We start from the raw sequence: 23,270 nt of genomic DNA, 5'->3' as shown, positions 1-23,270 counted from the left end.
GATTCACCGTCGGCTCAACACATCGACCAGCCATTTAGCCGCCACTTCAGCGCCGTCGGCGCGGATCAAGCGAGCGAGCGCTCTCGCGCGAACGCCGGTTTCGGGCGCCAGCGCCGTTTCGAGCGCCACCGACAATGACGCGAAAGTCGGCGTCGGGCCGTCATGTGCGGCACCTATGCCGAGCTCGGCCACCCTGCGCGCCCAATAGGGCTGGTCACCGATCTGCGACACCACCACCTGCGGCGCCCCTGCCCGCGCGGCGGCGGCGGTCGTGCCGGCGCCGCCATGGTGCATGGCGGCGGCCACGCGGCCGAACAACGCCTGCTGGTTGACATCGCCGACGGCGAAGCAATCGTCGCGATCGTCGATCGGGCCGAGCTCGGCCCAGCCATGCGCGATAACCGTGCGCCGCCCCCTGGCGCGGATCGCCTCGATGGCCGCACGGCCGGCCTCGCTCGCGACCGCAATGGAGCCGAAGCCGACATAGACCGGCGGCGGACCGGCATCGAGGAACTCTTGCAGCCCGTCGGGGAGCGGCCGTTCGTCGGCCAAGATCCAGGCACCGGTCTGAACGGCGTCGATCAGTCCGAGGGCAGCCACGGCCCCAGTGTCGGATCGCAGGCGAGCAACACTTCATCACCGAAGACATAGTCGCGGACATTGTCCAACGGATGCAAGCCGAGGGATGCGCGGAAGCCGTTGATCGCGCCGCCAAACAGCGCGTTCTTGGTCGCGACATCATGGTCCCAGAGCACTCTATTGTCGGTCACGCCGGCTGGAAGCGGATGCCCCGGATATTCATGCGGCCTGTTGTGCGCCGACGGCAGCCAGATAGGACAGAAGGTGCCAAGGATGTAGCGGATGCGCCGCTGCTCAGCGATCAGCCGCACGGCGGCACAGGACGGGAGGAGGCCGCACGCCACCACGGCATCGCAGCCTTCGGAGGCGGCCAGGAGTGCATCATATTGCCTGGCGACGATCTCGGCCGCCTGGCAGGAGATGAGCTTCGCCCGGTTCTCGGGCGAAGCGGCCGACGAACGCCTTGTCATCTCCTTTACCCATTCGCGCACCGGCGCAAAGGCCGGCACCAGCGCCACGCCGGCGCGGGAGCATAGCGCGGCAAACTCCTCATCACCGGGGACGCTCACCCGCACCTCGGCCCCGAGCGTCTGCAGCCGCTCGCCGAGCGCCACCACCGGCTCCACGTCGCCGCGCGAACCGTAGGTCGACAACAAAATCTGCATTCGGGAACTCCCTTGTCCAAAAATCGAGATCAAGGGCAGCGTACATACGGCATGGCGGGTGTCTTGCCGCAAGCCCGGGGTGCGCCATATATGCTTTCTGGGAGGAGGAGTTTTCCCTCCCTCGTCCGCAAACTCAAATGAAATTGATCGCTGCCGCGCCTGCAAGCAATGTGGCGAAGACAGCGAGCGCGTGCGGCGACCGCCCTCCGCGCTGATGGCGGCAAATACCGTCAGAGATCGAAAGCAGGCATACCGGCAGCAAGGCTGCTGCCGGCATAATGGCGGGGGATTAGCCTTGCCGCCCTTCCTGGGCAACCTGGGTGGGCGACCTGGTCAGGCGCGGCACCACGACGAGGCGCTTGATCTTGCCCTTCTTGTAGGCGGCAAGAAAGCGGTGATAGTCCTTGAAAACGAGGCAGCCATTGGATTCGGCACGGCCGCCGCGCAGCATGTAGGTGTGCGCGAGCAGGCCGTCGCGACCATATTTGTTCTTGCCGCTGCTCGGCGTCAGCCGGATCGCCTCGACGCCGTGGAAGCGCGATTCACGCATCGACAAATTGTAGGTGTCGGGCGGCGTCGGGCCGACATTCTTGCGGTTGACGAAGCGCGGCTGGTCGACCATCGAGCCGTACCCCGAATGCGCCTCGAGCTTCGAGCCGTCAGGCATGTAGACCGTAGCCGTCGAGATGTCGTAGACGGCGACGCCGTTGCCCGTCGAAGGCGAATTGAACAGGCCCCTGAAGGCATTGCCAAGACCGCCGCGCTCGGGCGTGTCAGGCTTGGCATAGGCGAGCATCTCGGAAGGCTGCGCCTTGCCCCGCCTGGTCGGCGCGGCATTGATCGGTTTCGAGTCCTGCACGCCCGGAAGCGCCTGGTCGGACCTCCTCAGCGAACGCGGTGACTGCGGGCCTTCCGCGGTATCGACGGCAGTGGGTAGCGGCTTGCCTGGCTCCGGCTTGGCAGCTTGGGACTTTGCCGCCTGAGCCGCCTGCGGCTTGGCCGGCTCCTGCTTCCTCGCGGCATTCTGTTCGGGCGCCTCGGCGGCGCGATCGAGCGTGGTGCGCGGCCTCAGGCCGGGCACCACGATACTGTCGGGCAGATCATCCTGCGGCGGCAGCGATGCGACTTGCACTTCGGACTGCCCGTCGTCGGAGCCGCCACCCACCAGATCGGGCGCGTCGCCGTTGGCGATCGCGACGGCGGTCGCCACGTCGGCCGTCTCTTCGGGCATGACATTGGCCAGCGCCAGCGCGAGGTCGGACGCGCGCTGCACGTCGACCTGATTTGAGCCAAAGCGTGCCTCGGCCGGAACGCTCAAGGTCGGGTCAGTCTGGGTCGGGTCAGTCTGGGTCGGGTCGGTCTTGGCCGGGTCGGCCGCGCCGCCGAAGCGACTCGCCGCCGGCAGGCTCGCAAGCAGGAAAGGCGCGCTCTCGGCGCGCTGGAAGGCATCGGCAAGTTTCTGCGGCGAAAGCCCGGCGCGCTTGATGACGCTGTCGAAACGGTCGGCGACGTCCGCGGCGGAGGCTACCTCCACCGCCTTCTCACGCGCAACGCTGAGCTTTTCAAACGCGACGCTGTCAGGCACCGCCGGCTTCAGGCGCGCCGCCTTGCCGTCATGCACCAGGGCGGTAGGGGTCGGGGTGGAGTGTGCAAAGTTGCTGGCGAGGCTGAGACAGCCGACATCGCAGCCGCCGGTGAGCGAGCCCTTCTTGGTGACGCCGGCCGCGGCAAGGCGGGGCGCCCAGACGTTGGCAAGCTGGCGGCGCTGGTCGGCGAGCGCGATGCTGCGTGGCGCAAGCAGGCTCTGCGGCAATCCATTGGAAGCGGCGGTAAGCGAGGTGCTCACCGAATAGAGGCCGGCCAGCGTGGCCACCGACCACAGGGCGAGCGCGGCGCCGACAGCAGGCACCACAACCCAACGATGACCACCAGATTTCTTCGAAGTTACCCCCTCTTCAGGAGTGTCACCCCGGTTCTTCAAACGCAAAAACGCCATACGACCACTCTCAATCGGCATGCCGGTTTGCGGACCTGGCACCCGTCACGATCACAGTTCGCCTGGTGCCCCCTGCACCTTCACGCGTCTGTTGCCGATTGATTCAAAAGATGGACAAAGATGGTTAACCAATCCCTCCACCAGCCGCCAATCTGGCGACGGTCCATACGAAAAAAGAGCCCTCCATGGTCTCCGCCACGGTAAAAATGCTCTCCCTCGCCCGCTTTTGCTGCCCGTTTTTGCGGGCCGAGTCAAGCAAACGCGAAGGTTTTGCCCTTTCGGACGATCGCCAGCTAAAGACGGATTGAGGTAAAAAAGCGGCAAGAAAAGCGTGCCGCGTCGAGGTGCGACATCGCTGTCGGCGGGAAGCGCGGACGAAGCGCGGCGGCCGGAAGAAGGCCTCGGCGCCGGGGCGAAAATCGGAAGCGGAGCGTCGCTGGCCAACGTCTTCGAGCCTGCGCGGCGCCTTGAAGCCGTTCAGCCTTTGAACCGCCAAACCGCTCTAACTGTTTGTTTTTGCGCAATTCCGGACACCTGTCCGGCGTTCAGCGCGTTTCGTCCGATCCGTCGGCGACGCCGACATGATACCGATAGACCATTCCCCAACCCTTCCAGCCAGTGAACAGAAGGATGAGGACAACGATCAGCGACAGGACCAGGCCGACTGGCACAACCGCCGCCTCCGCCTGGGTATATCGCAAGTACCAATTGTAAAGCTCGATCAGGACGACAATGACGTTGCCGCCGGCGTGAAGCCATACGTCCCGCAGACTGCGGATCTGAGCATCACCCAGTATATCGGTCAGACCGGCAAGAGCGGCCAGCGCGGCCATGATCAAACCTGCCCCGAGGAGCCAGAGCGTAGGGGCGACCCAGGCCGGATTGCCGGTTCGCCAGAACACAAGATCGCAAACGAAGGTCGCGACGAAGAAGGCAATCGGGAACGGTATCAGCATGGCATGGACAGGATGGCCGGCAATGCTTGCCGTGCTGTGCGGATTGTGGGTGATCATATGGTGGGCCATCGTAATGCCTCCCGGAGGCGTGGCGAGCGCCGCCTCAGGCCACATCACAACGCATCACGGGCTTGGCGGCAAAAAGCCGGATACATATCGAACTCCGATAGGTCCGGAATGTTCCATAACCCTTCCGTATCTGGGACGCGCCTATCGGCCTCGGGCCACACGCCCATCGGCCAAGCCGGGGATGGGCTTCGTCTTGCCGCTGAGCCGCGCCCCCAAGGTCAGCGCCTGCGGAAAATTGCAGACAACCGCCTCCATCAAAGCGGCGCCACCGGGACCGAGCGCGATGCGGGCGATGGCCTCAGCGGCAAGGACCCGCGTCGAGAACAATCCCCTCCAGGCCGCCTCGTAGCGTCTGCCGGCCGCCTCGCGTTCCCCCCGCCCGCTTGCCGCTGCGCCGAGTTCCTGCACCAGGAGCCAGCCGGACTGAAGCGCCATCGATATGCCCTCGGCGATGATCGGATGCGACTCACCGGCGACATTGCCGACGCGGAAGATGTCCGCTTCGTAGCCGGCGCGAAGGCCTGGCCGGATCGGCCCGGCGGCAAGCCACGGGCCGTCGAGATGGGCTTGCTCCAAGGCTTCACGCACGCCCCGGCATGTCGCCATGATATGATGCTCGACGGCTTCGGCGGCGGAGACATGACCGCCGCGCTCGCGGGCAAGGCTGCCGCGCAGCCGGGTGAGCATATCGCGCCTTATGCAGCAGGAGATCGACATGCGGCCGTGGTCGGCGAGCACCATGCCGCCATAGCCGCCGGGAAACGTCAGCAGCGGCATCAGGTCGGGCGGCAGCGACGAGCCGGTGAAATGCGCCTTGAAGCCGAGCAGGTCCGAGGGGCGGCTGGACTTCGCGAGCTGGCTCGGAAGCGGCCCCGGCTCCCACGAGCCATGCGCAGCGACGATCACCGGCGCCCGCAGGATTGTCGCCTCGTCGCTGGACTTTTCGCCTGTTGCCTGGATCAGCACGGTTTGGCAGTCGCTATCGCGCTCGACAGCAACGGCGCGGCAGGGCTGGAAGACTTCAGCGCCGGCCGACCGGGCCGCATCGAGCAGCAAGGTATCCAGTATGTCGCGGCCGAGCGCGCGGCCGAAGCCGTCTCTTGCGGCAGACCCCGATCTCGCGCCCGGCATCGGCGCCTCGATACTGGTGTCGCCGGAAAAGAGGCCGACGCGACGGATTTCTAGACCGGCCGCTGCGCGCCAAGCGTCGCCGATCTCCAGCCGATCGAGAAGCGCCAGATTGCTTGCCGAGATGTATTCGCCGCACACCTTGCGGCGCGGAAACGCGCTCTTCTCCACGATCGCGACGGCCCATCCGCGCCGGGCAAGCGCCAGCGCCGCCGACGTGCCCGCCGGACCGGCGCCGATGACGATCGCATCGTGAGTGGATGGCCGCCTCAAGGTGTTGCCCCGGCCCGCACCTCCGCCGCGCCGACGAAGACATGGGAAAACGGTCCGGCGCGGCGCTCCTCGATCGGGCTGCCGCCGGCGGCGCTCCAGAGGTCGGAAAGCTCGCTTCCGTGGAAGCCGGCGCGCACGCTCTGCGTGGCGTCATGCCTGGTGACGTCGTTGGCGCCGATCATCCAGAGGAGCCGCGCCGCGGCCAGCGCCAAGCCTGCCCGCAGCGGTTCCGTCGCCAGGATGAGCGGAGCCCTGCGCCGCAAAAGCGAAAACAGGCGCAGCAGTTCGTCGTCGCCGAAATGATGCAGGAACAGGTTGACCGTGATTGCATCGAAACGCCTGCCGTCCGCCTCCTCCGCCCAGTCGAAGACGTCGGCCGTGATTGTTTCAAGCGGCCATCCCAGCCCGGCGAAATCGGCCGCGAGCTTCGGCGTGACGAGACCGACGCGATCGAGCATGGTCAATTCCACCTCGCGCCAGTCCCTTGCCATGCGCCGGGCCACTTTCAGCATGAAGGTGCCGTCGCCGGCGCCGATCTCCAGAATGCGGCCGGGCGGTCTCGGCAGAAATTTCCTCATGAGCGAGGCCATGATCGGCGCCTGGAACATCAGCGCGTTGATGCGGGCAAGGTCGCGACGCGAGCGCAGTGCCTGTTGATCGTCGGCCGCAAGCCCATCCAGGATTTCCGGCACGAGGCTGCGCTGGGCGAGCGCGGTCATGCGACGGTCCTGAACAGCATGGTCTCGGCCGTCAGCCCTGGCCCGAACGACATGCCGCAGCCGAGCAAACCGCCCGGCTTCTTCAGCATCTCTTCCATCACGAACATGACGGTCGGCGACGACATGTTGCCGTATCGGCGCAGCACCTCGCGCGACGGCTTGAGCGCGGCGGGATCGAGGTTCAACGCCCTCTCGACGGCGTCGAGAACGGTGCGGCCGCCCGGATGCACGGCCCAGAGGTCGATCGCCTCCGCCGGCCGGCCGCCGAGGATGGCGTCCTGGTTGCAGCGCAGCGCTTGCTGGACCGCGGCCGGCACCTGGCCGGAAAGGACCATGTCGAAGCCGTGGTCGCGGATATCCCAGGTCATCAATTCCCGCTGCTCGTCCGCGACGGCGCAGCGGAAGGAGTCGAGCTCGATGCCGGGCGGCTCGGCGGTGACGAGGCTCGCCGCGCAGCCATCGCCCCAAAGGCAGAAGGATAAAAGCTTTTCCAGCTCGCTGGTCTCCCTGATGTGCAAGGTACATATTTCGATATTGACGAGCAGTACCCTCGCGCCCGGGTCGGAACGGACGATGTGGCGGGCAAGCTTGAGGCCGTTGACGGCAGCGTAGCAGCCCATGAAGCCGATCATCGTGCGTTCGATATTATCTGGCAGTTTGCAGCGCCGAACCAGGTCGAGGTCGATGCCGGGCGCCGAGAAACCGGTGCAAGAGGTGACGATGAGGTGGGTGACGCGCGATGCCTCGTCGCCGAGGTGCAGCCCGTCGACGGCCTTTTGCGCCAGGACGGGCGCGGCCTCGCCGAACATCGCCATCCTCACAGCCGTTCCGGGAAACGCGCCGCGCCTGAAGGTTCCGGCAAGATCAGCCGACGGCCCTTCGGGGTCGAGCGCGGGCGCAAAGCAGGAAAAGCGATGCTCGATGCCGGCGAGGCCGGCCATGCGTTCGAAAATCCTCCTGCGGTCTGCGGCGAGCATCGAGGCCGCGTAGCGCAGGTAGAACTGATGGACTTCATGTTCCGGAACCGCTGTCGCGATCCGGTTGATATAGGCGTTGGCGGACATGCACTGTCTCCCTGGGCCTCGGGCGCGGTGCGCGCTGTTGCCGGAGGGGTTCCTTGCTCATGGGCGCCGATGTCAGACGCCAGGCGTTGAACCTTGCCTGTTCGATAAACGTTTCGGAAAACCTGTTTCTTCCAGGGCGAATGATCCCGGGCCAAAAAGTTCGGAAGGGATCATGCGCAAAATCAAAGCGTTACATCCTCTTCCGTGCCCGAAAGGCGCGCCGTGCCGCAAGACCATGGGGCCGGCGCGAACCTTCAGCCTGTCAGGCAAAAGCCTCGCGCCGATCACTTGCTGCCCTGCACCGCTCCGGGCACGATCAAGGCTCCCTGGTCGCGCTCCGAATATCTGAAGCCGATAAAGAACAAAGCGATGATGACGAGACAGAGCGCCAGCACGATGGCGAGGGTCCTTCCCGGGTTTTCGGCAGGCGGTTTGTCTTCCATGGCGGTTCGCCTCGCATATAAACCCTGCGAGAGCGGCAAGGGTTCCAAGCCCCAGGCGCGTTCGCCGAATCAGGGAATGGCGAGCCCGCCGCCGCGATCACGTGACATCGATGACGACCATTAGCCCGCCGCCGCCCTTCACCTCGGCATTGTTGTTCGTCGTGTGGTGCGGGATGTGGCAGTGGATCAGCCATTTGCCCGGACGTCGCGCCGTCCAGACGACATCGTAGCGCTGGCCTGGCCCGACATTGACCGTGTCGGCGAGGAAGCGGGCCGAAGGGGAAATCGTCTCGCCGTCGCGGGCGACCACCTCGAACGGCCCGCCATGGATGTGCATGGGATGGATGAAGCCGTTGTTGGTGCCGATGAAGCGCACCTTCAAGGTCTCTCCGACCTTCATGCGGATCGTCTCGGTCGAGGGATAGGCCTTGCCGTTGATGGTGAAGAAGTTCGGCATGCCGCCGTCCATCGGCATCGACGGATAGGTCAGCCCCTCCCGCACCAGCCATTCCTGCAATTCGATGACATAGTCATGGTCGGCCGCGACCTCGTCGGCGGGATTGGCGGGATCGATGATCAGCGCGCCATAGAGGCCGAGCGCTTGGGTGCGGTCGGGCTTGGCGTGCGGATGGTAAAAGTAGGTGCCATGCTGGGTGGCCGTGAATTCGTAGGAATAGGTCTGTCCGGGCTCGATCGGCGCCTGGGTGATCTCCGCCGGCCCGTCCATCTGGTTGGCCAGGATCAGGCCATGCCAGTGCACCGTGGTTTCCTCCGGCAGGCCGTTGGTGACATTGATGCGCACGCGGTCGCCCTGGCGGATGTGAATGCGCGGACCGGGGATCTGGCCGTTATAGGCATAGGCCTCGACCGTGATGTCCGGCAGGATGTGCCAGCGGATCACCGACGGCCTCAGCTCGAACACCTTGACGCCGCTCTCCACGCGGAACGGCAATTCCCGGTCCCCCTTGGCCGCAAGATCGTAGGAGGCGGTGACCAGGCGCGGGTCGGCCGCCGCCATGTCACGCATCGTGTCGGCTGGCGTGTCGCGGTCCATGATCATGCCCTGCGGCATGATCACTCCGCCGACGTCACGCGCCGACAAGGTCAGGTTCAGCCAGTTCGCAGGCGCGATCATTCCGATGGCGAGCGCGACCAGCGAGGCCATGCCGATGGCAGCGACCTGCGGCACGGTCGCATCCGAGTGCATGTGATGGCCGGCGCTGCCCTTGCCCTTCCGAGAGGTCGTGCCGTGTTCGTGACCGCCATGGCCGCTGGCGTCGGCTTGCTGCATCTGCATGTGCGCATGCTGCTCGCCGGCAGGACCACGGACCGCCCCGACCTGGCGCGCGCGTTCGGTCATCAGGCCATGCTTCAGCCCGCGCGCGACCAGCCAGACATTGGCCGGATAGGCCAGCGTGAAGCCGGCGATCACGCCGAGCGACATCACGCCCCAGAACAACAGCTCGGTCGGCTCCATGGCGCGCATGTCGCGGCCCATCATCAGGAAGCTCATGACCGGCGCCATGCCGGCCATCATGAAGTTCATGGAGATGAATTCGGGCAGGAAGCTCTTGCGGACGTTTTCCCAATAGGTGCCGCCCATCATCGATTTCATGAACAGCGACTGGAAGATGAACAGGCCGAAGGCAAAGCCGGCAAGATATTCGACAATGAGGTCGAGCCACATCGGCAGGCCGAGCGTCGCCGTGATGACGGCGGCGAGGATGATGCCTGTCGCGTCGCCCGCGACGCAATGGATGGTCGAGCCGACGCCCTGCTTCCAGAGCGGGCCGGTGAAGGCCTCGTGCTCGCCGGGGCGCGGCTCCTTGTCGGCAAGCACGTAAAGCAGCAGGCCGAGCGGGCCCATATAGAGCGTCACCAGGATGAAGCCCCATTTCATCACCACCGGCTCGGGATTGTTGCGGTACTGGTCGAAGCCGACATAAAGCGTCGAGGCAACGGCGAGCGCGAACCAGGCGACGAGGAAATAATCGATCGGTTGGATAAGCATGCTCCCTCGCGCCGTTCGCTCGGAGGTTGTGCCTGCCCCGCCTGCGGATGAACGCGGCCGAGGCCGTTATGATCCACAAAGCGGATTGCCTGGCCGGACGGGCGAACGCCAAGCACGGCGCGCCGAGGATGAGACTCGATGCCGCGCCCGCGGAGATCACGGGCTTGCGACTTGCAAAAGCCGCGCTTTCCGATCAGCCTAAGGGATAATGGCTCGACTGTCGCCAAAACATCTCATGGTCATGCTGCTCGCGGTCTTCTTGACCGCCGGGTTGAGCCTGTCCGCAGCGCAGGCCAGCGTCATGTCGGCCAGGATGGCAGGCGATAACGCCATGGCCATGCCTGCCGCCAGCGGCATGGACAAGATGGCCGGCGGCGCTATGGATGAGGACTGCAAGGCGTGCCTCAAGGATTTGGGCAGCAAGGGCGGTCCGACGCATTGCCCACCTGACTGCATCGCACCCGTTCTCGCCGTGCTGCCGCAGGACTTGGCCATGGCGATCGTGCCGCGTGTGCAGCAGCCATCGCCGTTGCCCACCCCGTTGCTGCGCGGGCGAAGTTCCCTGCCCGACCCATCCCCTCCCCGACCCACCGCTCTCGTCTGACGCCCTATCGGCCGCATGGCGGCTGATCCCTGGCGTCTGATCCCCGCTTCGCGCGCCGCCGCGTCGCGGGCTCGCACGGCAATCCGGCTCGCGCCGGAATGCCCGTCGTCGATCGAGATCGCAGAAGCACATAAATGAATTCCGGTTCCAATCTTTTCCTGTCCCGTCGCGGCTTTCTCGCCGTGACGGCTGGAACTGCCTTGTCGCTGCCGATGCGTCCCACCCGCGCATCCGCCATTGACGAACGCACCCTCAGGGCCGCGCCAGGCCAGGCGCAATTGACCCGCCCCGACCGCCCGCCTACCCCGACCTGGGCCTACAACGACACCGTCCCCGGCCCGGTGCTGCGCCTGCGGCAGGGCCAGCCGGTTCGGATCACGGTCGAGAACGGGTTGACCGAGGACACCACGGTCCACTGGCATGGCATCCGCCTGGCGAACGCCATGGACGGTGTGCCGGGACTGACCCAGCCGCCGATCGCGCCGGCTGCAAGTTTCGTCTATGAGTTCACGCCGCCGGACGCCGGCACCTTCTGGTACCATCCGCATGCCGATAGCCTCGTTCAGCTCGGCCGCGGCCTTGCCGGCGCGCTGATCGTCGAGGAGGCAGAGCCTGTCGCCTTCGACCGCGACCTGATCTGGATGCTGCAGGACTGGCGGCTTGCCGCCGATGGCCGGATCGCAGGCGGTTTCGGCAGCGCGATGGATGCTGCGATGTCCGGCCGGGTCGGCAATCTCGTGACCGTCAACGGCACGGCGCCGGCCGATCAGAGTGTGAGGGCCGGTGAGCGCATCCGGTTACGGCTGGCCAATGCCGCGCTCGCGCGCATGATGGCGCTGCGCTTCGAGGGGCACCGGCCGGTCATCCTGGCGATCGACGGCCAGCCTTGCGACCCGCACGAGCCGGAGCACGGCCGTCTGGTGCTGGCCCCGGCGATGCGCGTCGACATCGCGCTCGACATGCAGGGCAAACCGGGTGGCCGCTACCAGGTGGTCGACGATTTTTATGACGGCCTTGCCTACACGCTGGCCGCGCTTGCCTATGACAAAGCACCGCCGCTCAGGGTGCATCCCCTGGACCTGCCGACCGCCCTGCCGCGCAATCCCCTGCCCGAGCCCGATCTCGATAGTGCCCTGCGGCAGGAGATCGTCCTGCAGGGCGGCATGATGGGCGGCGGCAAGCTCGCCGGCGTCGGCGGGATGATGGGCATGTCCGGCATGATGGGCATGAACATGAAGGGCGTGACGATGCCCGGCATGAACGGCACGCCCGCCTGGGCGATCAACGGCGTGTCGATGACCGGCGACGGTCATGCCGGCATGGCGCCGCAGTTTACGCTGCGACGGGGCGTCACCTGCCATCTGACAATTCGCAATGAAACCGCCTGGTGGCACCCGATGCATGTGCACGGGTTCAGCCTTTTGCTGCTCTCCCGCAACGGCGCTCCCGTGCCGCATCGGCAATGGCAGGATACGGTGCTGCTTGCGCCGAAGGACACCGTCGAATGCGCCTTCGTCGCCGACAATCCCGGCGACTGGATGCTGCATTGCCACGTCGCCGATCACCAGATGGCCGGCCTCATGACCGTCTTTCGGGTGACCTGATTTTCAACCAAGGAGAACTGCAATGAAATTGACCTACCGCCTTGCCGCTCTTGCCGCCCTGATCGCGACACCGCTGCCCGCGTTCGCGGCAACCATAAATGCGGTGATGTACAAGAACCCGCAATGCAGCTGCTGCGAATCCTATGCGAACTACCTTGAGCACAACGGCTTCAAGGTTGAGATCAAGCCCGTCAACATTCTTTCCCAGATCAGCAACGATGCAGGCGTGCCCGCCGACCTCGAAGGCTGCCACACGTTGATGGTTGATGGCTACGTCGTCGACGGCCTGGTGCCGGTCGAAATCGTCAAGAAGCTTCTCACCGAACGTCCGGCCGTCGACGGCATCACGCTCGCCGGCATGCCGGCCGGCGCGCCCGGCATGGGTGGCGAGAAGGACGGAACCTGGACGATCTATGCCTTCACCAAGGACGGCAAGGCGCCAACCATCTATGCGACGGAGTGAGCGCCTATGACCGCAAGCAAACTGGCCGTGGCCCTTTCGGCAATGCTGCTTGCGGCCTCGCTGCCCACAGCGGCGGCGGAGGCGCCGCAGAACTTCGCCGTTCTCGATACGCCCGCCGCCGTGCCTCAAATCAGCTTCGCGGATGATGCCGGCCAGCCGAAGACGCTGGCCGAATATTCCGGCAAGGTCGTGCTGCTCAACATCTGGGCGACATGGTGTGCGCCCTGCCGCAAGGAAATGCCGACGCTCGACCGCCTGCAGGCCGAGCTCGGCGGACCGGACTTCGAGGTCGTCGCGCTGTCCATGGACCGCAAGGGCCTGGACGTCGTGAAGAAATTTTATGCCGAGATCGGTATCACACACCTTGCGCTCAACATCGACACTTCCGCCAAGGCGATGTTCACGCTTGGCGCGGTGGGCCTGCCGATGACCTTACTGATCGATCGTGACGGCAAGGAAATCGGCCGGCTGATCGGCCCGGCCGAATGGGACGCTCCAGACATGGTCGACTTCATCCGCGGCCGCATCGCCGCAAAATGAGAAGGAAATGAGATGACAACAACAGAGTTGACCCAGGCCGGGCAGGTTTCACCGGGCCGCAGATCCATCGTCCGCTCCACTTTAGGCGGGCGCCGTGGCCAGATCGCTGCCGGCGTGGCCATCGCCGTCGCCGGCCTTGCCTTCAACTGGTCGTGGCTGGTCGCCGCCGGCATTGCGCCGGCGCTGCTCAGTCTGCTGCCCTGCGTCGCCATGTGCGCACTTGGTCTGTGCATGAACCGGATGACGGCCCGTTCGTGCCAGGGCGGGAACGATTCCGCGAGGGAAGGCGCCGACAGTACGAAAGCGCTTTCCGCCGACATGAAAGGCAGTGGTTGATGTTCTCCCCGGTGCAAAGCCAGCCGGCGGCGCGGTGTGTTTCGTTGGTTCGAGACCAGTGGATGCGTTTGCTGTGCGGCCTGTTCGCGCTGACGGCGCTGGCCGTCGGCTTCGCGCATGGCGCGCGGGCGCATTCGCTGGACGACATCGACGCGATGCTGCAGAGCGACGAGAAGTATTTCCAGCAGATCGACAAGCCGATGCCCGACTTCACGCTGCGCGCCGCCGACGGGCGCGTCGTGCGGCCGGCCGATCTCGCCGGCAAGGTCGTTGTGCTCCACTTCATCTACACCTCGTGCCCGGACGTTTGCCCGCTGCACGCCGAGAAGGTCGCCGAGGTCCAGAAGATGGTGAACTCGACACCGATGAAGGATCGGGTCGTCTTCATCAGCATAACCACCGACCCGCGGAAAGACACGCCCGATGTGCTCAAGGCCTATGGGCCGACACATGGGCTCGACCCGGTCAACTGGCTGTTCCTGACCACGGCTCCAGACCAGCCGGAGGATGCGACCCGCAAGCTGGCGGAAGCCTTCGGCCACAAATTCACGCTCACCGGTGACGGCTACCAGATGCACGGCATCGTCACCCATGTGATCGATAGGGAGGGCCGCTGGCGGGCGAACTTCCACGGGCTGAACTTCCAGCCCATCAACCTCGTCACCTTCGTCAACGCGCTCACCAACAATATCGAGCGCCCGCACCATGAGCAGGACGAAGGCTGGCTGGCGAAACTGAAGAACCTGCTGTGAGGCAGGATCACGTTCCGAAGAGAAGGGAAGCACACATGTTCACCAGGGCGTACACGAGCCGATTCTTAGGCAGCGTCCTTCGCACCATCCTGCTCGCAGCACTGGCGGGATGCTTCTTGCTCAATCCAGCTTTTCAAGGCGCGCGGGGACCGGCAATCGCGGCCGACGAAATGTCCCAGGACCAGCTCGACCAAAGGATACACGACTACATTCTGGCGCATCCGGAGGTTCTCGTGCAGGCGCTGCAGAGCCTGGACGAGCGCCAGCGTCAAGCGGAGGCGGCCGAGGCCAGGAAGGTCCTCAAGGCGCGAGCGGCCGACGTCTTCAACGACAAGCAGAGCCCCGTCGGCGGCAATGCGCAAGGCAATGTCACCCTGGTCGAGTTCTTCGACTACAATTGCCCCTATTGCCGAATGATGGCACCAATCATGGAACAGGCCGTGGCCGACGATCCGCAGCTCAGAATCGTCTACAAGGAATTCCCCATCCTCGGCCCCGATTCCGTGTTCGCGGCCAAGGCCGCGCTCGCCGCCGACAAGCAAGGCAAATACGCGGCGTTTCATAAGGCGCTCTATGCGGCAAAGACAAGAGTGACCGAGGCGGTCGTGCTCAAGACCGCCGCCGAGGCCGGGCTGGACGTCGAACGCATGAAGGCCGATATGCGGCAGCCGGACATCCAGGCATCGATAGACCGCAACACGGAACTGGCCCAGGCGCTGCGAATCACGGGGACGCCGGGCTTCGTCGCCGGCGATCAGATTTATCCCGGAGCGACCGATCTTGCGACACTGAAAACATTCGTCAACCAAGCGAGGGCCGGCAAATGACCAGCACCCCAAACCGGCGCACGGTTGTTCTCGGCGCGTTCGGCGTCGCCACAGCAGTAGGCCTTTTCGAGCGGGCGGAGCCAGCAATCGCCGCCGAGGACCCGGAATTGGCAAGGCGTTTCAAGAACCTTAGCGAGAACGGCAACAGCACCTGCTCGGCCAAGTTCACGGACTCGATCGCGACCATGCCGGCGATGGCTCGCATCAAGGGATCGTGTTGCAGCCCGATGGAACTGAAGCGCTATGGCGAGCAGGTAAGAGGGCTCGCCAAGTACCGCGCCATCCCGATGATCCCCGGCGATCCGTACGACATTGCGGCGGCGACAGCGCAGCAGATGATGCCGTACTACGATCTGAAGCTCACCGGAGACGAGCAGAAGGCCTATGATTACGCGATGGCCAATTCCGAGGAGAAAGGCCCCTGCTGCTGCCCATGCTGGCGTTGGAAGGTGTATGGCGGGCTGGCGAAATACCTGATCCACGAGCACCGCTTCACCGGCGAGCAGATCGTTGATGTGTGGGACCTTTCGGACGGCTGCGGCGGGGGTATGTAGTAGACAGAGGCGTCGGCCTGCACCCGCATCCTTGTCGTCTTGACGCTACGAGCTAGCTTACCTCGCAATCGCCGACATGCGCCGGCGAAGTGAGGTTTTCGCCATAGAGGATGACTGCCATGATGGGTGGTTCAGGCGGCATATGGATGATGGGCGGCATGGCCGTCATCTGGATCTTGGTATTTGTTACGCTCGTGCTCGCGATCGCGGCGCTCGTCAAATATCTAAGGACCTGACCGGGTTGGCAAAAGCGCAGTTGACGATGCAGCTTACTTCCACCCTCACCTGTCCTCTTTGTGGACATCAGGCTCACGAGGCGATGCCGGCCGATGCTTGCCAGTTCTTCTACGAGTGCCGGGGGTGCGGGACGTTGCTTCGGCCGAAGACGGGGGATTGCTGCGTGTTCTGCTCCTATGGAGACGTTCCGTGTCCGCCGATTCAGGAGGCTCGCACGGGACGACAGTCCGCGTGCTGCGGCAACAGAGATCGTCACGTCTAGCGAAATCGCGCCGGTCCGTGCTGCTTGAAGCTCGCCCCGAATCCACCAACCTGGTCCAACCGGGCTTGACCTTCCAGTTACTGGAACCCTTAGGTTCGGCGGCGAAGTCTTCCGGTGGCGCGCGTTCCCAATCACGATCAGGAGAAAAAGATGCATCGACGCGGTTTTCTGGCGGCAGGCCTGGCAACGGTTCTGTCGGGTTCTCGCGCGCTGGCGCAGATGAAGATGGACGGCATGTCGGACATGGATTCCATGTCGGGCATGGGCGGCCATGCCGGCCATGACATGGGCGCCATGGCGCAAGCGCCGGCCGCGCTGCCCGAGGGCGAGGCGCTGCGCGAATTGCCGGTGCTTGCCAACGAGGCCGGGCGGTCCGGGCTGTTCAAGGCGAGGCTGACGGCGGCGCCCGCCACGGCGCGCTTTGCCGCTGACCGTGACACGCCGATCCTTGCCTATAACGGCACGAGCCCGGGGCCGCTGATCGAGGCCTATGAAGGCGACCGCGTCGAGATCACCTTCGCCAACCGGATCGAGGACGAGCAAAGCACCATCCATTGGCACGGCATGCCGGTGCCGGCCGACCAGGACGGCAATCCGATGGACCCGGTGGCGGCGGGCGCGGACCGCGTTTACGGCTTCGAGCTGCCGGAAGGCAGCGCCGGCTCCTACTGGTATCACCCGCATCCGCATGGCAAGACGGCCGAGCAGGTCTATCGCGGCCTTGCCGGCGCCTTTGTCGTCAAGGCGAAGGCCGATCCCATGCCGGCGGCCTATGGCGACACGGTGCTTATGTTCACCGACCTTCGCCTTGCCGCCGACGGCTCGATGCCCGACAACACTATGAACGACCTGATGAACGGCCGCGTCGGCGACCATGTGCTGGTCAACGGCCAGAAGAACCCGCGGCTCACCGTGGCGATGGGCGCGAAGCGGCGCCTGCGGCTCTACAACGCCACCAATGCGCGCTTCCTGAGGCTTGCCTTCGATGGCGCGGCGATGACGATCATCGGGACGGACGGCGGCCTGCTGGGGAAGCCGGTTGCGGCCAACGAGATCATGCTCAGCCCGGCCGAGCGCGTCGAGCTGGTCGTCGCCTTCGACCGAGCGGGCACTGCCACCCTCACCACGCTCGACTATGATCGCGGCTGGATGGGTCCCGGCCGGCCGGCCGACGCCGGGCTGACGCTGCTCACCGTCGATGTGTCGGAAACGCCGGGAGAAGCGATGCCGCCGCTGCCCGAGCGGCTGCGGCCGATCGCGCCGCTTGGGGCTCCCGCGGTCAGCCGCCGTCTCATCTTCACCGAGACCATGGCGATGAACGCCACCGGCATGGAGATGGGCTTCCTAATCAACGGCAAGGCCTTCGACATGGAGCGCGTCGACATCGTCGCCCGGGCCGGCGAGACCGAGCTCTGGGAAATCGTCAACCAGGCCGACATGGACCACCCGTTCCATCTCCACGGCACGCAGTTCCAGGTGATCGAGCACGAGCGCGGCGGCAAGGTCGCCAAACTGCCCTATCTCGCCTGGAAGGACACGGTCAACGTGGCGCGCGGCGAGACGGTTCGGCTGCTCTTGCGCCAGGAGCGGCCCGGCCAGCGCATGTATCACTGTCACATCCTCGAGCATGAGCAGCTCGGCATGATGGGCATCCTCGACGTCGAGGCATAGGAGTTCAACTCAATGAACATCGGCATCGCATCGGAACGGGCGGGCCTGCCGCCGAAGACGATCCGCTATTACGAGGATATCGGCCTGCTGCGTCCGGCCCGCACCGACAACGGCTATCGCGACTATTCGGCGGCCGACATCCACCGGCTGCGCTTCCTGCAGCGCGCGCGCAGCCTCGGCTTCTCGGTAGACGAGTGCCGGCAGCTTTTGTCGCTCTATCACGACCGCAATCGCGAAAGCGCGGACGTCAAGGCGATCGCCGAGGCGAAGCTGGCGGAGATCGACCGCAAGATCGCCGAGCTCGCCAGCCTGCGCCATGTGATGCGCCACCTGATCGAGCACTGCAGCGGCGACGAGAGGCCTGACTGTCCGATCATCGACGAGCTCGCCGGAGAGGGCATCGTGCAGTGAGGCGGACCGTTTCCGCCGCCATCCTTTTGCTGGCCTCCTCGCTTGCCGCCGCTGCCGGCGCCGACACTCTCGTCAAGGCCCGCCAGGCCTCGATGAAGGAGATGGCGGCGGCTGCCAAGACGATCGCCGAGATGTTCGATGGCAAGCGCGCCTACGACGTGGCCGGCTTCAAGGCGGCGGCCGAAACGCTCAAGGTTCGCACCGGCCCTGCCTTGATCGCCGAATTTCCAGACGGCACGCTCGGCGCGCCGTCCGGCGCCAAGCCGGAAATCGACCAGGCCCGGCCGGAATTCGAGGCGCTCGCCCGCCATATCGGCCGGCTCGCCGACGCGCTCGCCACCAGGGCCGAGAACGCGCCGGCCGGGATCACCGCCGATATGCGCATGACCGGTCCGCCGATGGATGGCGGCAGCCTGCTCGGCAAGCGGCCGGGCGCGGCGCAGGCCGATCCGGCCGGCATGCCGGCCGAACATCTTCTGCATCTCATCCTGCAGGACTGTTCGAGCTGTCATTCGAAGTTCCGGCAAAGGCAGCAGTGAGGCGCGACCAGCTCGGCTATTTGCTTTGCGCAATTCCGGATGGAAACTCGCCACGCACTTCTCCTGGCATTGCTCTTGGCCAGCGCCGATCTGCACATTCAAATCAGAATATGCTAATATTGCGCAGCCATGCTTATCGGTGCATGGCAGGTTTAGGGAGGATGCGATGAACAAGATGAATCGCAGGTCTGCAATTGCCCTCGGCGTGACGGCCGCGACGATTGCCCCCCTGTTCGCGACGGCAACATTCGCCAAGACCAAGAAGTACGGTCCGAAGGAAGGCAAGGAGATCGCGCCCGGCGTCAGAGTGGTGGAGGTCGGCACCGGCAATTCCGACATCCCGGCCTATAAAAGCATCTCCATTGTCGACGCGGTGTTTCAGCCCGGAGCCTCGGCTCCCGCGACGGTGATGGACAACGACATGGTGTGCACGATCACCGCTGGTGCATTCACCATCAAGAAGGCGGACAAGGAGTTCAAGCTCAAGGTCGGCGACGTATACACTTGCGCAAAGGGCAAGACCGACGAGGCTACGAATACGAGCAAGGAGGTCGGCATCCATCGGATCGCCATCCTCGTTCCCGCGTGAGCGAAGATCCCGGCCGGGCGGCGACCCATCGCCGGCCCGCGCCCCTTGCAGCCGCCACGATCGCCCTGGCCCCGGCGTGGCGGCTGGCCAGCCTTGGTCAGGAAGGCCGCAAGACGGCTTGTTCGGCGCGTATCACAAAAGTGACGTTCTGGCCGCGCTATATGCTGGGTTCATGCAGCAAGGACAGGGTTCAGGTTATGAACGCCAGCGAACTGCAGGCCATAGGCGATACGCTGATGCGCCTTGTCACCCCCGAAATGACACCGAAGGAGCTGGTCAAAGCGGTGCGCAAGGTGCATCCCAATGCCAAGAAGAAGGACATCGCCCGCGCCGCCTTCCACGCCATCATCGCCAATGCCGACCAGGACCTCGGCAAATCGAGAAACCTGCAGGCCTTCGCGCTCGCCGAACGCACGCAGCAGGCGGAATAGCGACTACCGGCGATAGCTGCAAATTGCACCGATCGGATTGTGAGAAAATTAATCAGCGATTTCTAATATTATAGATCACTCGGCAACGAATTCCGGCGACGGACCCCATGACCAAGAACCTCGGCAACGCCAAGCCCAATGCTCCAGCGAGAGAGATGAAACCCTCGCCGCTCGGCAGGATCGCGCCGGCGTTGTTCCCGCTGGTGGTGGTGGCGCTCTGCTATCTCCTCGGCAAGCAGTTCTTCGGCTTCTGATCCGAGACTCGCCTCCTTTCTACTTTCTACGCTTCCCATGGCACACTGATTGCAAAATGCAATCGGATGTGCATCCTTGGCCTCGATCGGGTCGCAAAGGAGGCGCCGATGGCCAGGATCGTCTATTCCATGCTGATGTCGCTGGATGGCTATATTGCCGGGCCGGACGGGAACATCGACCTGCCGGTGCCCGAGGAACAACTGCACCGGCATTTCAACGAGGACATGCGGCGGACCGCGATAATGCTCTGCGGGCGGCGCCTGTATGAGACGATGCGCTTCTGGGACAGTCCGGACCGGGAGACCGGTGCCGCCGAGGTCGAGTGGGATTTTGCCAAGGCCTGGCGCGAGACGCCGAAGATCGTGTTTTCGACGACGCTCCGCGAGGTCGGCGCCAATGCCCGGCTTGCTGATGGCGACGCCGTGGCGGTGGCGAGGTCGCTTAAGGCGGAGACGGATGGCCAGATCAGCGTCGGCGGCGCTGAATTGGCCGGGCATCTGGCCCGCGCCGGTCTGATCGACGAGTACCGGCTCTACATGCATCCGGTCGTGCTCGGCGGCGGCAAGCCGTATTTCCAGCATGGTCTGTCGCTCTCGCTGGCGCCGCTTGGCACGGAGCGCCTCTCCCAGGGCGTGACGCTGCTGCGCTATGCGCCCGCCTGAGCGGGCAAGTTCAATGCGGGCCGCCGAAGCAGGATCAGCAAGGCCGCCGCTTCGGCCGTTTGCGCCGCCCCTGCTGCTTTGGTCCTAGGGCCTAGGTCGTTCTTGCCCTTGCATGAGCGCAAGCGCATGTTTCAGATAGCCGGCAGGCTCGCAAACTCCGGTCAGGCCCGGCCGCCGAACCCAATACACCCCCCCAGGCTGCCGGGCCGCCGGCGCGGTGCACGCCGCTCAAGACTCCGTCGGCCGCCCGATCCGAAACCAATTCCACCGGTATGCCGGACATGTCCGGCCCCATTCGCCTGGATGCGTTCGAAACGCGCTGCCGCATTGTTTCCAAACGGAGCGCCATATCGAAGTCGAATTCTGCCAAGGGCTTACCCAATCAAGATTTCGAAGCCGGGTTTCTGTCCAACCCGGACGACGTTTGCTCGACATTTGTCTTCAAAATCGGAAATTGGCGAGCATCCGCCGACGAATCTTGTACTAAAGTCGAAGAACAAGAACCTTGCGGCAACTTGATGCCCGCTAGATCGTATTGCCGTTCGGGGATCAATTCTTGGGCTGAAGCGCTGGGGCCATTCCATGGTGACAGGCGAGCCAGACAGTGTCCGCGTGAAATTCATCAACGGCCAGTGGCTGGTGCGCGTCGTTGAAGGCGGCGAGCTGACCCATCAACTTTTCGACATTCACGCGGAAGCCGAAGCCTTCGCCGAGGAGGAACGCCACCGGCTGGGGCTGCCAGGCGAGCCGCCGGCCTCGGAGCCGGTCGAGATAAGGCGGCGCGGCGGACGCGGGCACTGAGCGTCCGACATCCTCAATTCGTGTGGCTTACGTCGCCTGTCCGGCAACCAGTTTGCGCTCCGCGGAAAATGTGGGAACAATCGGCGGACGGGGAATGCTGCCGATGTGCAATCTTTACAACATCACCACAAGCCACGAGGCGATCCGCCAGTGGACGCGGGCGCTTCGCGACATTTCCGGCAATCTCGAGCCTTCGGTCGACATCTATCCCAACCAGCCGGCGCCGGTGGTGCGCAACGCGGCCGACGGCAGCCGCGAGCTCGCCAACCTGCGCTGGGGCATGCCGACGCCGCCGGAGCGGATGCGTGGCAACGCCGATCCCGGCACCACCAACATCCGCAGTCCGCAATATGCCCACTGGCTGCCCTACCTCGGTATCGGGAATCGCTGCCTGGTGCCGGTGACGAGCTTCGCCGAGCCCTCGCCGAAGCCGGGCGACAAGGACCCGGAAACCGGCGTGCAGAAGAACTTCTGGTTCGCGCTCGGCGAGGACCGCCCGCTGTTCTTCTTCGCCGGCCTGTGGACGCCCTGGCACGGCGTGCGCAAGGTGAAGGAAGGCCCTGGCGACCACGAGCTCTACGGCTTCCTGACCACTAGGCCGAATACGCTGATCGCGCCGATCCACGAGAAGGCGATGCCGGTGATCCTGACCACGCTGGAGGAGACCGAACTGTGGCTCACCGCGCCATGGTCGGGGGCGAAGACGCTGCAGCGCCCTCTCTCGGACGACGCGCTTGTGATCGTCGACAAGCCGGCGACGCAGATCAAGTTCCCGGCCAAACCCCCGGCGCAGGGGTCGTTGTTCTAGCTCCTCGCCTTCTGCAGCACCCAGATATAGCCCTTGGGCGGATGGTCCTGGTCGATGAACTGGGTCTTCACCTCCGTGTCGTTGCGGCCGCAGCGTTTGCAGCGGAAGCGGATGGCTTCGAGCGGCCTGTTCCAGCCCACCACCTTGGCCACGTCGTTCGCCTTGAAGCGGCCGACATGGTAGCAGTGGCGGCATTCGACGACGAGCAGCATGTTGGCCTTGGCCGCCCGGCCGACGCTGTCCATGGGTCCGGCCATTTCTCATGCCCGGTCTGAATAATCCTCGGGCAACGGCAAGAGGCCGAGCCAGGCGGCGCGGAAATCGGGCTCCCTGCCGGCCACCGCGCCCATCACCTCATGCAGCCTCTCCACCAAACCGTTGAGCCGCCAGTACATTTCGCCATTGGCCTTGAGGTTGGGCTGCGCCGCCAGCACTGTCCGGCGCAGCTCCAGCGCGTCACGAATGATCGCCTCCGCATCCGACCGGAACAATCTGTCATAGCGGCTCTTCCGTCTGCCCAATGCGGCTCTCCTGATGCAAGCAACCGCCCCATCTCCTGACAAAATAGGAACTCATTCCTCGGCGAGTCAACTCGCCCTTGACAATTTTGTTCCCTTTTTGTTCATATTCTAATGGAAGCCAGAGGAGCAACCGCCCGTGGATCACATCGTCAGGCTCGACAGCCGCCAGGAAGCGCCGCTTCAGGCAATCGCGGAGCGCTTCATCGCCCAGCATAAGGGCGATCCGGTGAAGGCATTGAAGGAGATGATCGTGCTCAACGGTTATCTGCAGGAACGCCTCGATGCGATTGGTGCGCAGCGCAGGGTGGTGGCAAGGGTAGCTAACGCAGGCTAGGTCGGCGCTCTACGGCGCCCCCTCTGTCCTGCCGGACATCTCCCCCACGTGGGGGAGATTGGCAGCCTCGGCGCCCCCGCCAGTCCTGCGACGTTGGCGATTGGCGAAAGCCGCGGTGACGTCCGATCTCCCCCCTTGTGCGGGAGATGTCCGGCAAGGACAGAGG

At 64.8% G+C, this 23,270-nt stretch carries 30 protein-coding genes; 19 read left to right on the top strand and 11 right to left on the bottom strand.

Annotated elements, in window-relative coordinates; translation table 11 throughout:
* Positions 1-3: 3 nt before the first annotated feature.
* From RFM40_RS06510 to RFM40_RS06470, 9 genes are all read right to left on the bottom strand, one after another.
* Positions 4-600, bottom strand: coding sequence for a glycosyltransferase (locus RFM40_RS06510; RefSeq protein ID WP_320225724.1), 597 nt, complete (start codon positions 598-600; stop codon positions 4-6).
* Entirely contained in the window at positions 582-1,244 is a 663-nt protein-coding gene (locus RFM40_RS06505; protein ID WP_320225723.1) for a glycosyltransferase, read from the bottom strand. Before RFM40_RS06505 ends, RFM40_RS06510 begins: the two co-directional genes overlap by 19 nt.
* A gap of 289 nt (positions 1,245-1,533) precedes the next feature.
* Complete coding sequence (locus RFM40_RS06500; protein ID WP_320225722.1) at positions 1,534-3,153, bottom strand: tlde1 domain-containing protein; 1,620 nt, start codon at positions 3,151-3,153, stop codon at positions 1,534-1,536.
* A 632-nt stretch (positions 3,154-3,785) separates the two neighbouring features.
* Positions 3,786-4,265 carry a DUF2231 domain-containing protein gene (locus tag RFM40_RS06495; RefSeq protein ID WP_245460023.1) on the bottom strand — a complete coding sequence of 160 codons (480 nt, stop codon included), beginning with the start codon at positions 4,263-4,265 and terminating at the stop codon, positions 3,786-3,788.
* Between the two features lie 141 nt (positions 4,266-4,406).
* Complete coding sequence (locus RFM40_RS06490; RefSeq protein WP_320225721.1) at positions 4,407-5,666, bottom strand: NAD(P)/FAD-dependent oxidoreductase; 1,260 nt, start codon at positions 5,664-5,666, stop codon at positions 4,407-4,409.
* A complete protein-coding gene (locus tag RFM40_RS06485; protein ID WP_320225720.1) occupies positions 5,663-6,385 on the bottom strand; it encodes a methyltransferase domain-containing protein in 723 nt (240 codons plus the stop codon). Before RFM40_RS06485 ends, RFM40_RS06490 begins: the two co-directional genes overlap by 4 nt.
* The gene (locus RFM40_RS06480) at positions 6,382-7,449 is read right to left on the bottom strand and encodes a type III polyketide synthase (protein WP_320225719.1); all 1,068 of its coding nucleotides are present in this window, start codon (positions 7,447-7,449) and stop codon (positions 6,382-6,384) included. The genes RFM40_RS06485 and RFM40_RS06480 overlap by 4 nt, the downstream gene beginning before the upstream one ends.
* Before the next feature lie 284 nt (positions 7,450-7,733).
* The gene (locus tag RFM40_RS06475) at positions 7,734-7,892 is read right to left on the bottom strand and encodes a hypothetical protein (RefSeq protein WP_320220412.1); all 159 of its coding nucleotides are present in this window, start codon (positions 7,890-7,892) and stop codon (positions 7,734-7,736) included.
* Positions 7,893-7,989: 97 nt separating this feature from the next.
* Positions 7,990-9,903 (bottom strand): multicopper oxidase domain-containing protein, encoded by a 1,914-nt coding sequence (locus tag RFM40_RS06470; protein ID WP_320225718.1) that lies wholly within the window; start codon positions 9,901-9,903, stop codon positions 7,990-7,992.
* 235 nt (positions 9,904-10,138) lie between these two features.
* Between RFM40_RS06470 and RFM40_RS06465 the strand changes: the two genes are divergently transcribed.
* The 18 genes from RFM40_RS06465 to RFM40_RS06380 all read left to right on the top strand — a co-directional run bounded on the left by RFM40_RS06465 (position 10,139) and on the right by RFM40_RS06380 (position 22,249).
* On the top strand, positions 10,139-10,507 hold the full coding sequence (locus RFM40_RS06465) for a hypothetical protein (RefSeq protein WP_320225717.1): 369 nt from the start codon (positions 10,139-10,141) through the stop codon (positions 10,505-10,507).
* Between the two features lie 134 nt (positions 10,508-10,641).
* Positions 10,642-12,111: a multicopper oxidase family protein gene (locus RFM40_RS06460; RefSeq protein WP_320225716.1), complete on the top strand. Its 1,470-nt coding sequence runs from the start codon at positions 10,642-10,644 to the stop codon at positions 12,109-12,111.
* 22 nt (positions 12,112-12,133) lie between these two features.
* On the top strand, positions 12,134-12,574 hold the full coding sequence (locus RFM40_RS06455) for a DUF411 domain-containing protein (RefSeq protein ID WP_320225715.1): 441 nt from the start codon (positions 12,134-12,136) through the stop codon (positions 12,572-12,574).
* A gap of 6 nt (positions 12,575-12,580) precedes the next feature.
* Positions 12,581-13,114, top strand: coding sequence for a TlpA disulfide reductase family protein (locus RFM40_RS06450; RefSeq protein ID WP_320225714.1), 534 nt, complete (start codon positions 12,581-12,583; stop codon positions 13,112-13,114).
* A gap of 12 nt (positions 13,115-13,126) precedes the next feature.
* On the top strand, positions 13,127-13,450 hold the full coding sequence (locus tag RFM40_RS06445; RefSeq protein WP_320225713.1) for a hypothetical protein: 324 nt from the start codon (positions 13,127-13,129) through the stop codon (positions 13,448-13,450).
* Between the two features lie 62 nt (positions 13,451-13,512).
* Positions 13,513-14,202, top strand: a complete 690-nt coding sequence (locus tag RFM40_RS06440; RefSeq protein ID WP_320225712.1) for an SCO family protein — start codon at positions 13,513-13,515, stop codon at positions 14,200-14,202.
* Positions 14,203-14,372: 170 nt separating this feature from the next.
* Entirely contained in the window at positions 14,373-15,029 is a 657-nt protein-coding gene (locus tag RFM40_RS06435) for a DsbA family protein (protein WP_320225711.1), read from the top strand.
* The gene (locus tag RFM40_RS06430; protein WP_320225710.1) at positions 15,026-15,583 is read left to right on the top strand and encodes a hypothetical protein; all 558 of its coding nucleotides are present in this window, start codon (positions 15,026-15,028) and stop codon (positions 15,581-15,583) included. The genes RFM40_RS06435 and RFM40_RS06430 overlap by 4 nt, the downstream gene beginning before the upstream one ends.
* Positions 15,584-15,845: 262 nt before the next feature.
* A complete protein-coding gene (locus RFM40_RS06425) occupies positions 15,846-16,082 on the top strand; it encodes a GDCCVxC domain-containing (seleno)protein (RefSeq protein ID WP_320225886.1) in 237 nt (78 codons plus the stop codon).
* 150 nt (positions 16,083-16,232) lie between these two features.
* Positions 16,233-17,753: a multicopper oxidase family protein gene (locus RFM40_RS06420; RefSeq protein ID WP_320225709.1), complete on the top strand. Its 1,521-nt coding sequence runs from the start codon at positions 16,233-16,235 to the stop codon at positions 17,751-17,753.
* A 12-nt stretch (positions 17,754-17,765) separates the two neighbouring features.
* A complete protein-coding gene (cueR, locus tag RFM40_RS06415) occupies positions 17,766-18,164 on the top strand; it encodes a Cu(I)-responsive transcriptional regulator (protein ID WP_320225708.1) in 399 nt (132 codons plus the stop codon).
* On the top strand, positions 18,161-18,703 hold the full coding sequence (locus RFM40_RS06410; protein WP_320225707.1) for a cytochrome c: 543 nt from the start codon (positions 18,161-18,163) through the stop codon (positions 18,701-18,703). The genes cueR and RFM40_RS06410 overlap by 4 nt, the downstream gene beginning before the upstream one ends.
* A 166-nt stretch (positions 18,704-18,869) precedes the next feature.
* On the top strand, positions 18,870-19,292 hold the full coding sequence (locus tag RFM40_RS06405) for a hypothetical protein (protein WP_320225706.1): 423 nt from the start codon (positions 18,870-18,872) through the stop codon (positions 19,290-19,292).
* A gap of 197 nt (positions 19,293-19,489) precedes the next feature.
* Positions 19,490-19,723 carry a hypothetical protein gene (locus RFM40_RS06400; RefSeq protein ID WP_320225705.1) on the top strand — a complete coding sequence of 78 codons (234 nt, stop codon included), beginning with the start codon at positions 19,490-19,492 and terminating at the stop codon, positions 19,721-19,723.
* A 107-nt stretch (positions 19,724-19,830) separates the two neighbouring features.
* Positions 19,831-19,977, top strand: a complete 147-nt coding sequence (locus tag RFM40_RS06395; RefSeq protein WP_320225704.1) for a hypothetical protein — start codon at positions 19,831-19,833, stop codon at positions 19,975-19,977.
* A gap of 108 nt (positions 19,978-20,085) precedes the next feature.
* Positions 20,086-20,640, top strand: a complete 555-nt coding sequence (locus tag RFM40_RS06390; protein ID WP_320225703.1) for a dihydrofolate reductase family protein — start codon at positions 20,086-20,088, stop codon at positions 20,638-20,640.
* 582 nt (positions 20,641-21,222) lie between these two features.
* Positions 21,223-21,441 carry a hypothetical protein gene (locus RFM40_RS06385; RefSeq protein ID WP_320225702.1) on the top strand — a complete coding sequence of 73 codons (219 nt, stop codon included), beginning with the start codon at positions 21,223-21,225 and terminating at the stop codon, positions 21,439-21,441.
* A gap of 103 nt (positions 21,442-21,544) precedes the next feature.
* Positions 21,545-22,249, top strand: a complete 705-nt coding sequence (locus RFM40_RS06380) for an SOS response-associated peptidase (protein ID WP_320277323.1) — start codon at positions 21,545-21,547, stop codon at positions 22,247-22,249.
* On the opposite strand, the gene RFM40_RS06375 is transcribed toward RFM40_RS06380, so the two are convergent.
* Both RFM40_RS06375 and RFM40_RS06370 read right to left on the bottom strand, forming a co-directional pair.
* Positions 22,246-22,506 (bottom strand): hypothetical protein, encoded by a 261-nt coding sequence (locus RFM40_RS06375; protein WP_320225700.1) that lies wholly within the window; start codon positions 22,504-22,506, stop codon positions 22,246-22,248. The genes RFM40_RS06380 and RFM40_RS06375 overlap by 4 nt on opposite strands.
* A 3-nt stretch (positions 22,507-22,509) precedes the next feature.
* Positions 22,510-22,770, bottom strand: coding sequence for a hypothetical protein (locus RFM40_RS06370; protein WP_320225699.1), 261 nt, complete (start codon positions 22,768-22,770; stop codon positions 22,510-22,512).
* 136 nt (positions 22,771-22,906) lie between these two features.
* Between RFM40_RS06370 and RFM40_RS06365 the strand changes: the two genes are divergently transcribed.
* Complete coding sequence (locus tag RFM40_RS06365) at positions 22,907-23,104, top strand: hypothetical protein (protein WP_320225698.1); 198 nt, start codon at positions 22,907-22,909, stop codon at positions 23,102-23,104.
* Positions 23,105-23,270: the final 166 nt, after the last annotated feature.

It is taken from the genome of Mesorhizobium captivum (genome assembly GCF_033977165.1).
Lineage (GTDB): Bacteria > Pseudomonadota > Alphaproteobacteria > Rhizobiales > Rhizobiaceae > Mesorhizobium > Mesorhizobium captivum.
The sequence above is the reverse complement of the archived record's forward strand: the minus strand, read 5'-3'. Positions and strand labels throughout refer to the sequence as shown.

Coding starts and splice junctions, on each gene's coding strand:
- RFM40_RS06505 (WP_320225723.1), bottom strand. CDS start 1,244: ATGCAGATTTTGTTGTCGACCTACGGTTCGCGCGGCGACGTGGAGCCG.
- RFM40_RS06495 (WP_245460023.1), bottom strand. CDS start 4,265: ATGGCCCACCATATGATCACCCACAATCCGCACAGCACGGCAAGCATT.
- RFM40_RS06485 (WP_320225720.1), bottom strand. CDS start 6,385: ATGACCGCGCTCGCCCAGCGCAGCCTCGTGCCGGAAATCCTGGATGGG.
- RFM40_RS06480 (WP_320225719.1), bottom strand. CDS start 7,449: ATGTCCGCCAACGCCTATATCAACCGGATCGCGACAGCGGTTCCGGAA.
- RFM40_RS06475 (WP_320220412.1), bottom strand. CDS start 7,892: ATGGAAGACAAACCGCCTGCCGAAAACCCGGGAAGGACCCTCGCCATC.
- RFM40_RS06470 (WP_320225718.1), bottom strand. CDS start 9,903: ATGCTTATCCAACCGATCGATTATTTCCTCGTCGCCTGGTTCGCGCTC.
- RFM40_RS06465 (WP_320225717.1), top strand. CDS start 10,139: ATGGTCATGCTGCTCGCGGTCTTCTTGACCGCCGGGTTGAGCCTGTCC.
- RFM40_RS06460 (WP_320225716.1), top strand. CDS start 10,642: ATGAATTCCGGTTCCAATCTTTTCCTGTCCCGTCGCGGCTTTCTCGCC.
- RFM40_RS06455 (WP_320225715.1), top strand. CDS start 12,134: ATGAAATTGACCTACCGCCTTGCCGCTCTTGCCGCCCTGATCGCGACA.
- RFM40_RS06450 (WP_320225714.1), top strand. CDS start 12,581: ATGACCGCAAGCAAACTGGCCGTGGCCCTTTCGGCAATGCTGCTTGCG.
- RFM40_RS06445 (WP_320225713.1), top strand. CDS start 13,127: ATGACAACAACAGAGTTGACCCAGGCCGGGCAGGTTTCACCGGGCCGC.
- RFM40_RS06440 (WP_320225712.1), top strand. CDS start 13,513: ATGCGTTTGCTGTGCGGCCTGTTCGCGCTGACGGCGCTGGCCGTCGGC.
- RFM40_RS06435 (WP_320225711.1), top strand. CDS start 14,373: ATGTCCCAGGACCAGCTCGACCAAAGGATACACGACTACATTCTGGCG.
- RFM40_RS06430 (WP_320225710.1), top strand. CDS start 15,026: ATGACCAGCACCCCAAACCGGCGCACGGTTGTTCTCGGCGCGTTCGGC.
- RFM40_RS06425 (WP_320225886.1), top strand. CDS start 15,846: ATGCAGCTTACTTCCACCCTCACCTGTCCTCTTTGTGGACATCAGGCT.
- RFM40_RS06420 (WP_320225709.1), top strand. CDS start 16,233: ATGCATCGACGCGGTTTTCTGGCGGCAGGCCTGGCAACGGTTCTGTCG.
- cueR (WP_320225708.1), top strand. CDS start 17,766: ATGAACATCGGCATCGCATCGGAACGGGCGGGCCTGCCGCCGAAGACG.
- RFM40_RS06405 (WP_320225706.1), top strand. CDS start 18,870: ATGAACAAGATGAATCGCAGGTCTGCAATTGCCCTCGGCGTGACGGCC.
- RFM40_RS06400 (WP_320225705.1), top strand. CDS start 19,490: ATGAACGCCAGCGAACTGCAGGCCATAGGCGATACGCTGATGCGCCTT.
- RFM40_RS06395 (WP_320225704.1), top strand. CDS start 19,831: ATGACCAAGAACCTCGGCAACGCCAAGCCCAATGCTCCAGCGAGAGAG.
- RFM40_RS06390 (WP_320225703.1), top strand. CDS start 20,086: ATGGCCAGGATCGTCTATTCCATGCTGATGTCGCTGGATGGCTATATT.
- RFM40_RS06385 (WP_320225702.1), top strand. CDS start 21,223: ATGGTGACAGGCGAGCCAGACAGTGTCCGCGTGAAATTCATCAACGGC.
- RFM40_RS06380 (WP_320277323.1), top strand. CDS start 21,545: ATGTGCAATCTTTACAACATCACCACAAGCCACGAGGCGATCCGCCAG.
- RFM40_RS06375 (WP_320225700.1), bottom strand. CDS start 22,506: ATGGCCGGACCCATGGACAGCGTCGGCCGGGCGGCCAAGGCCAACATG.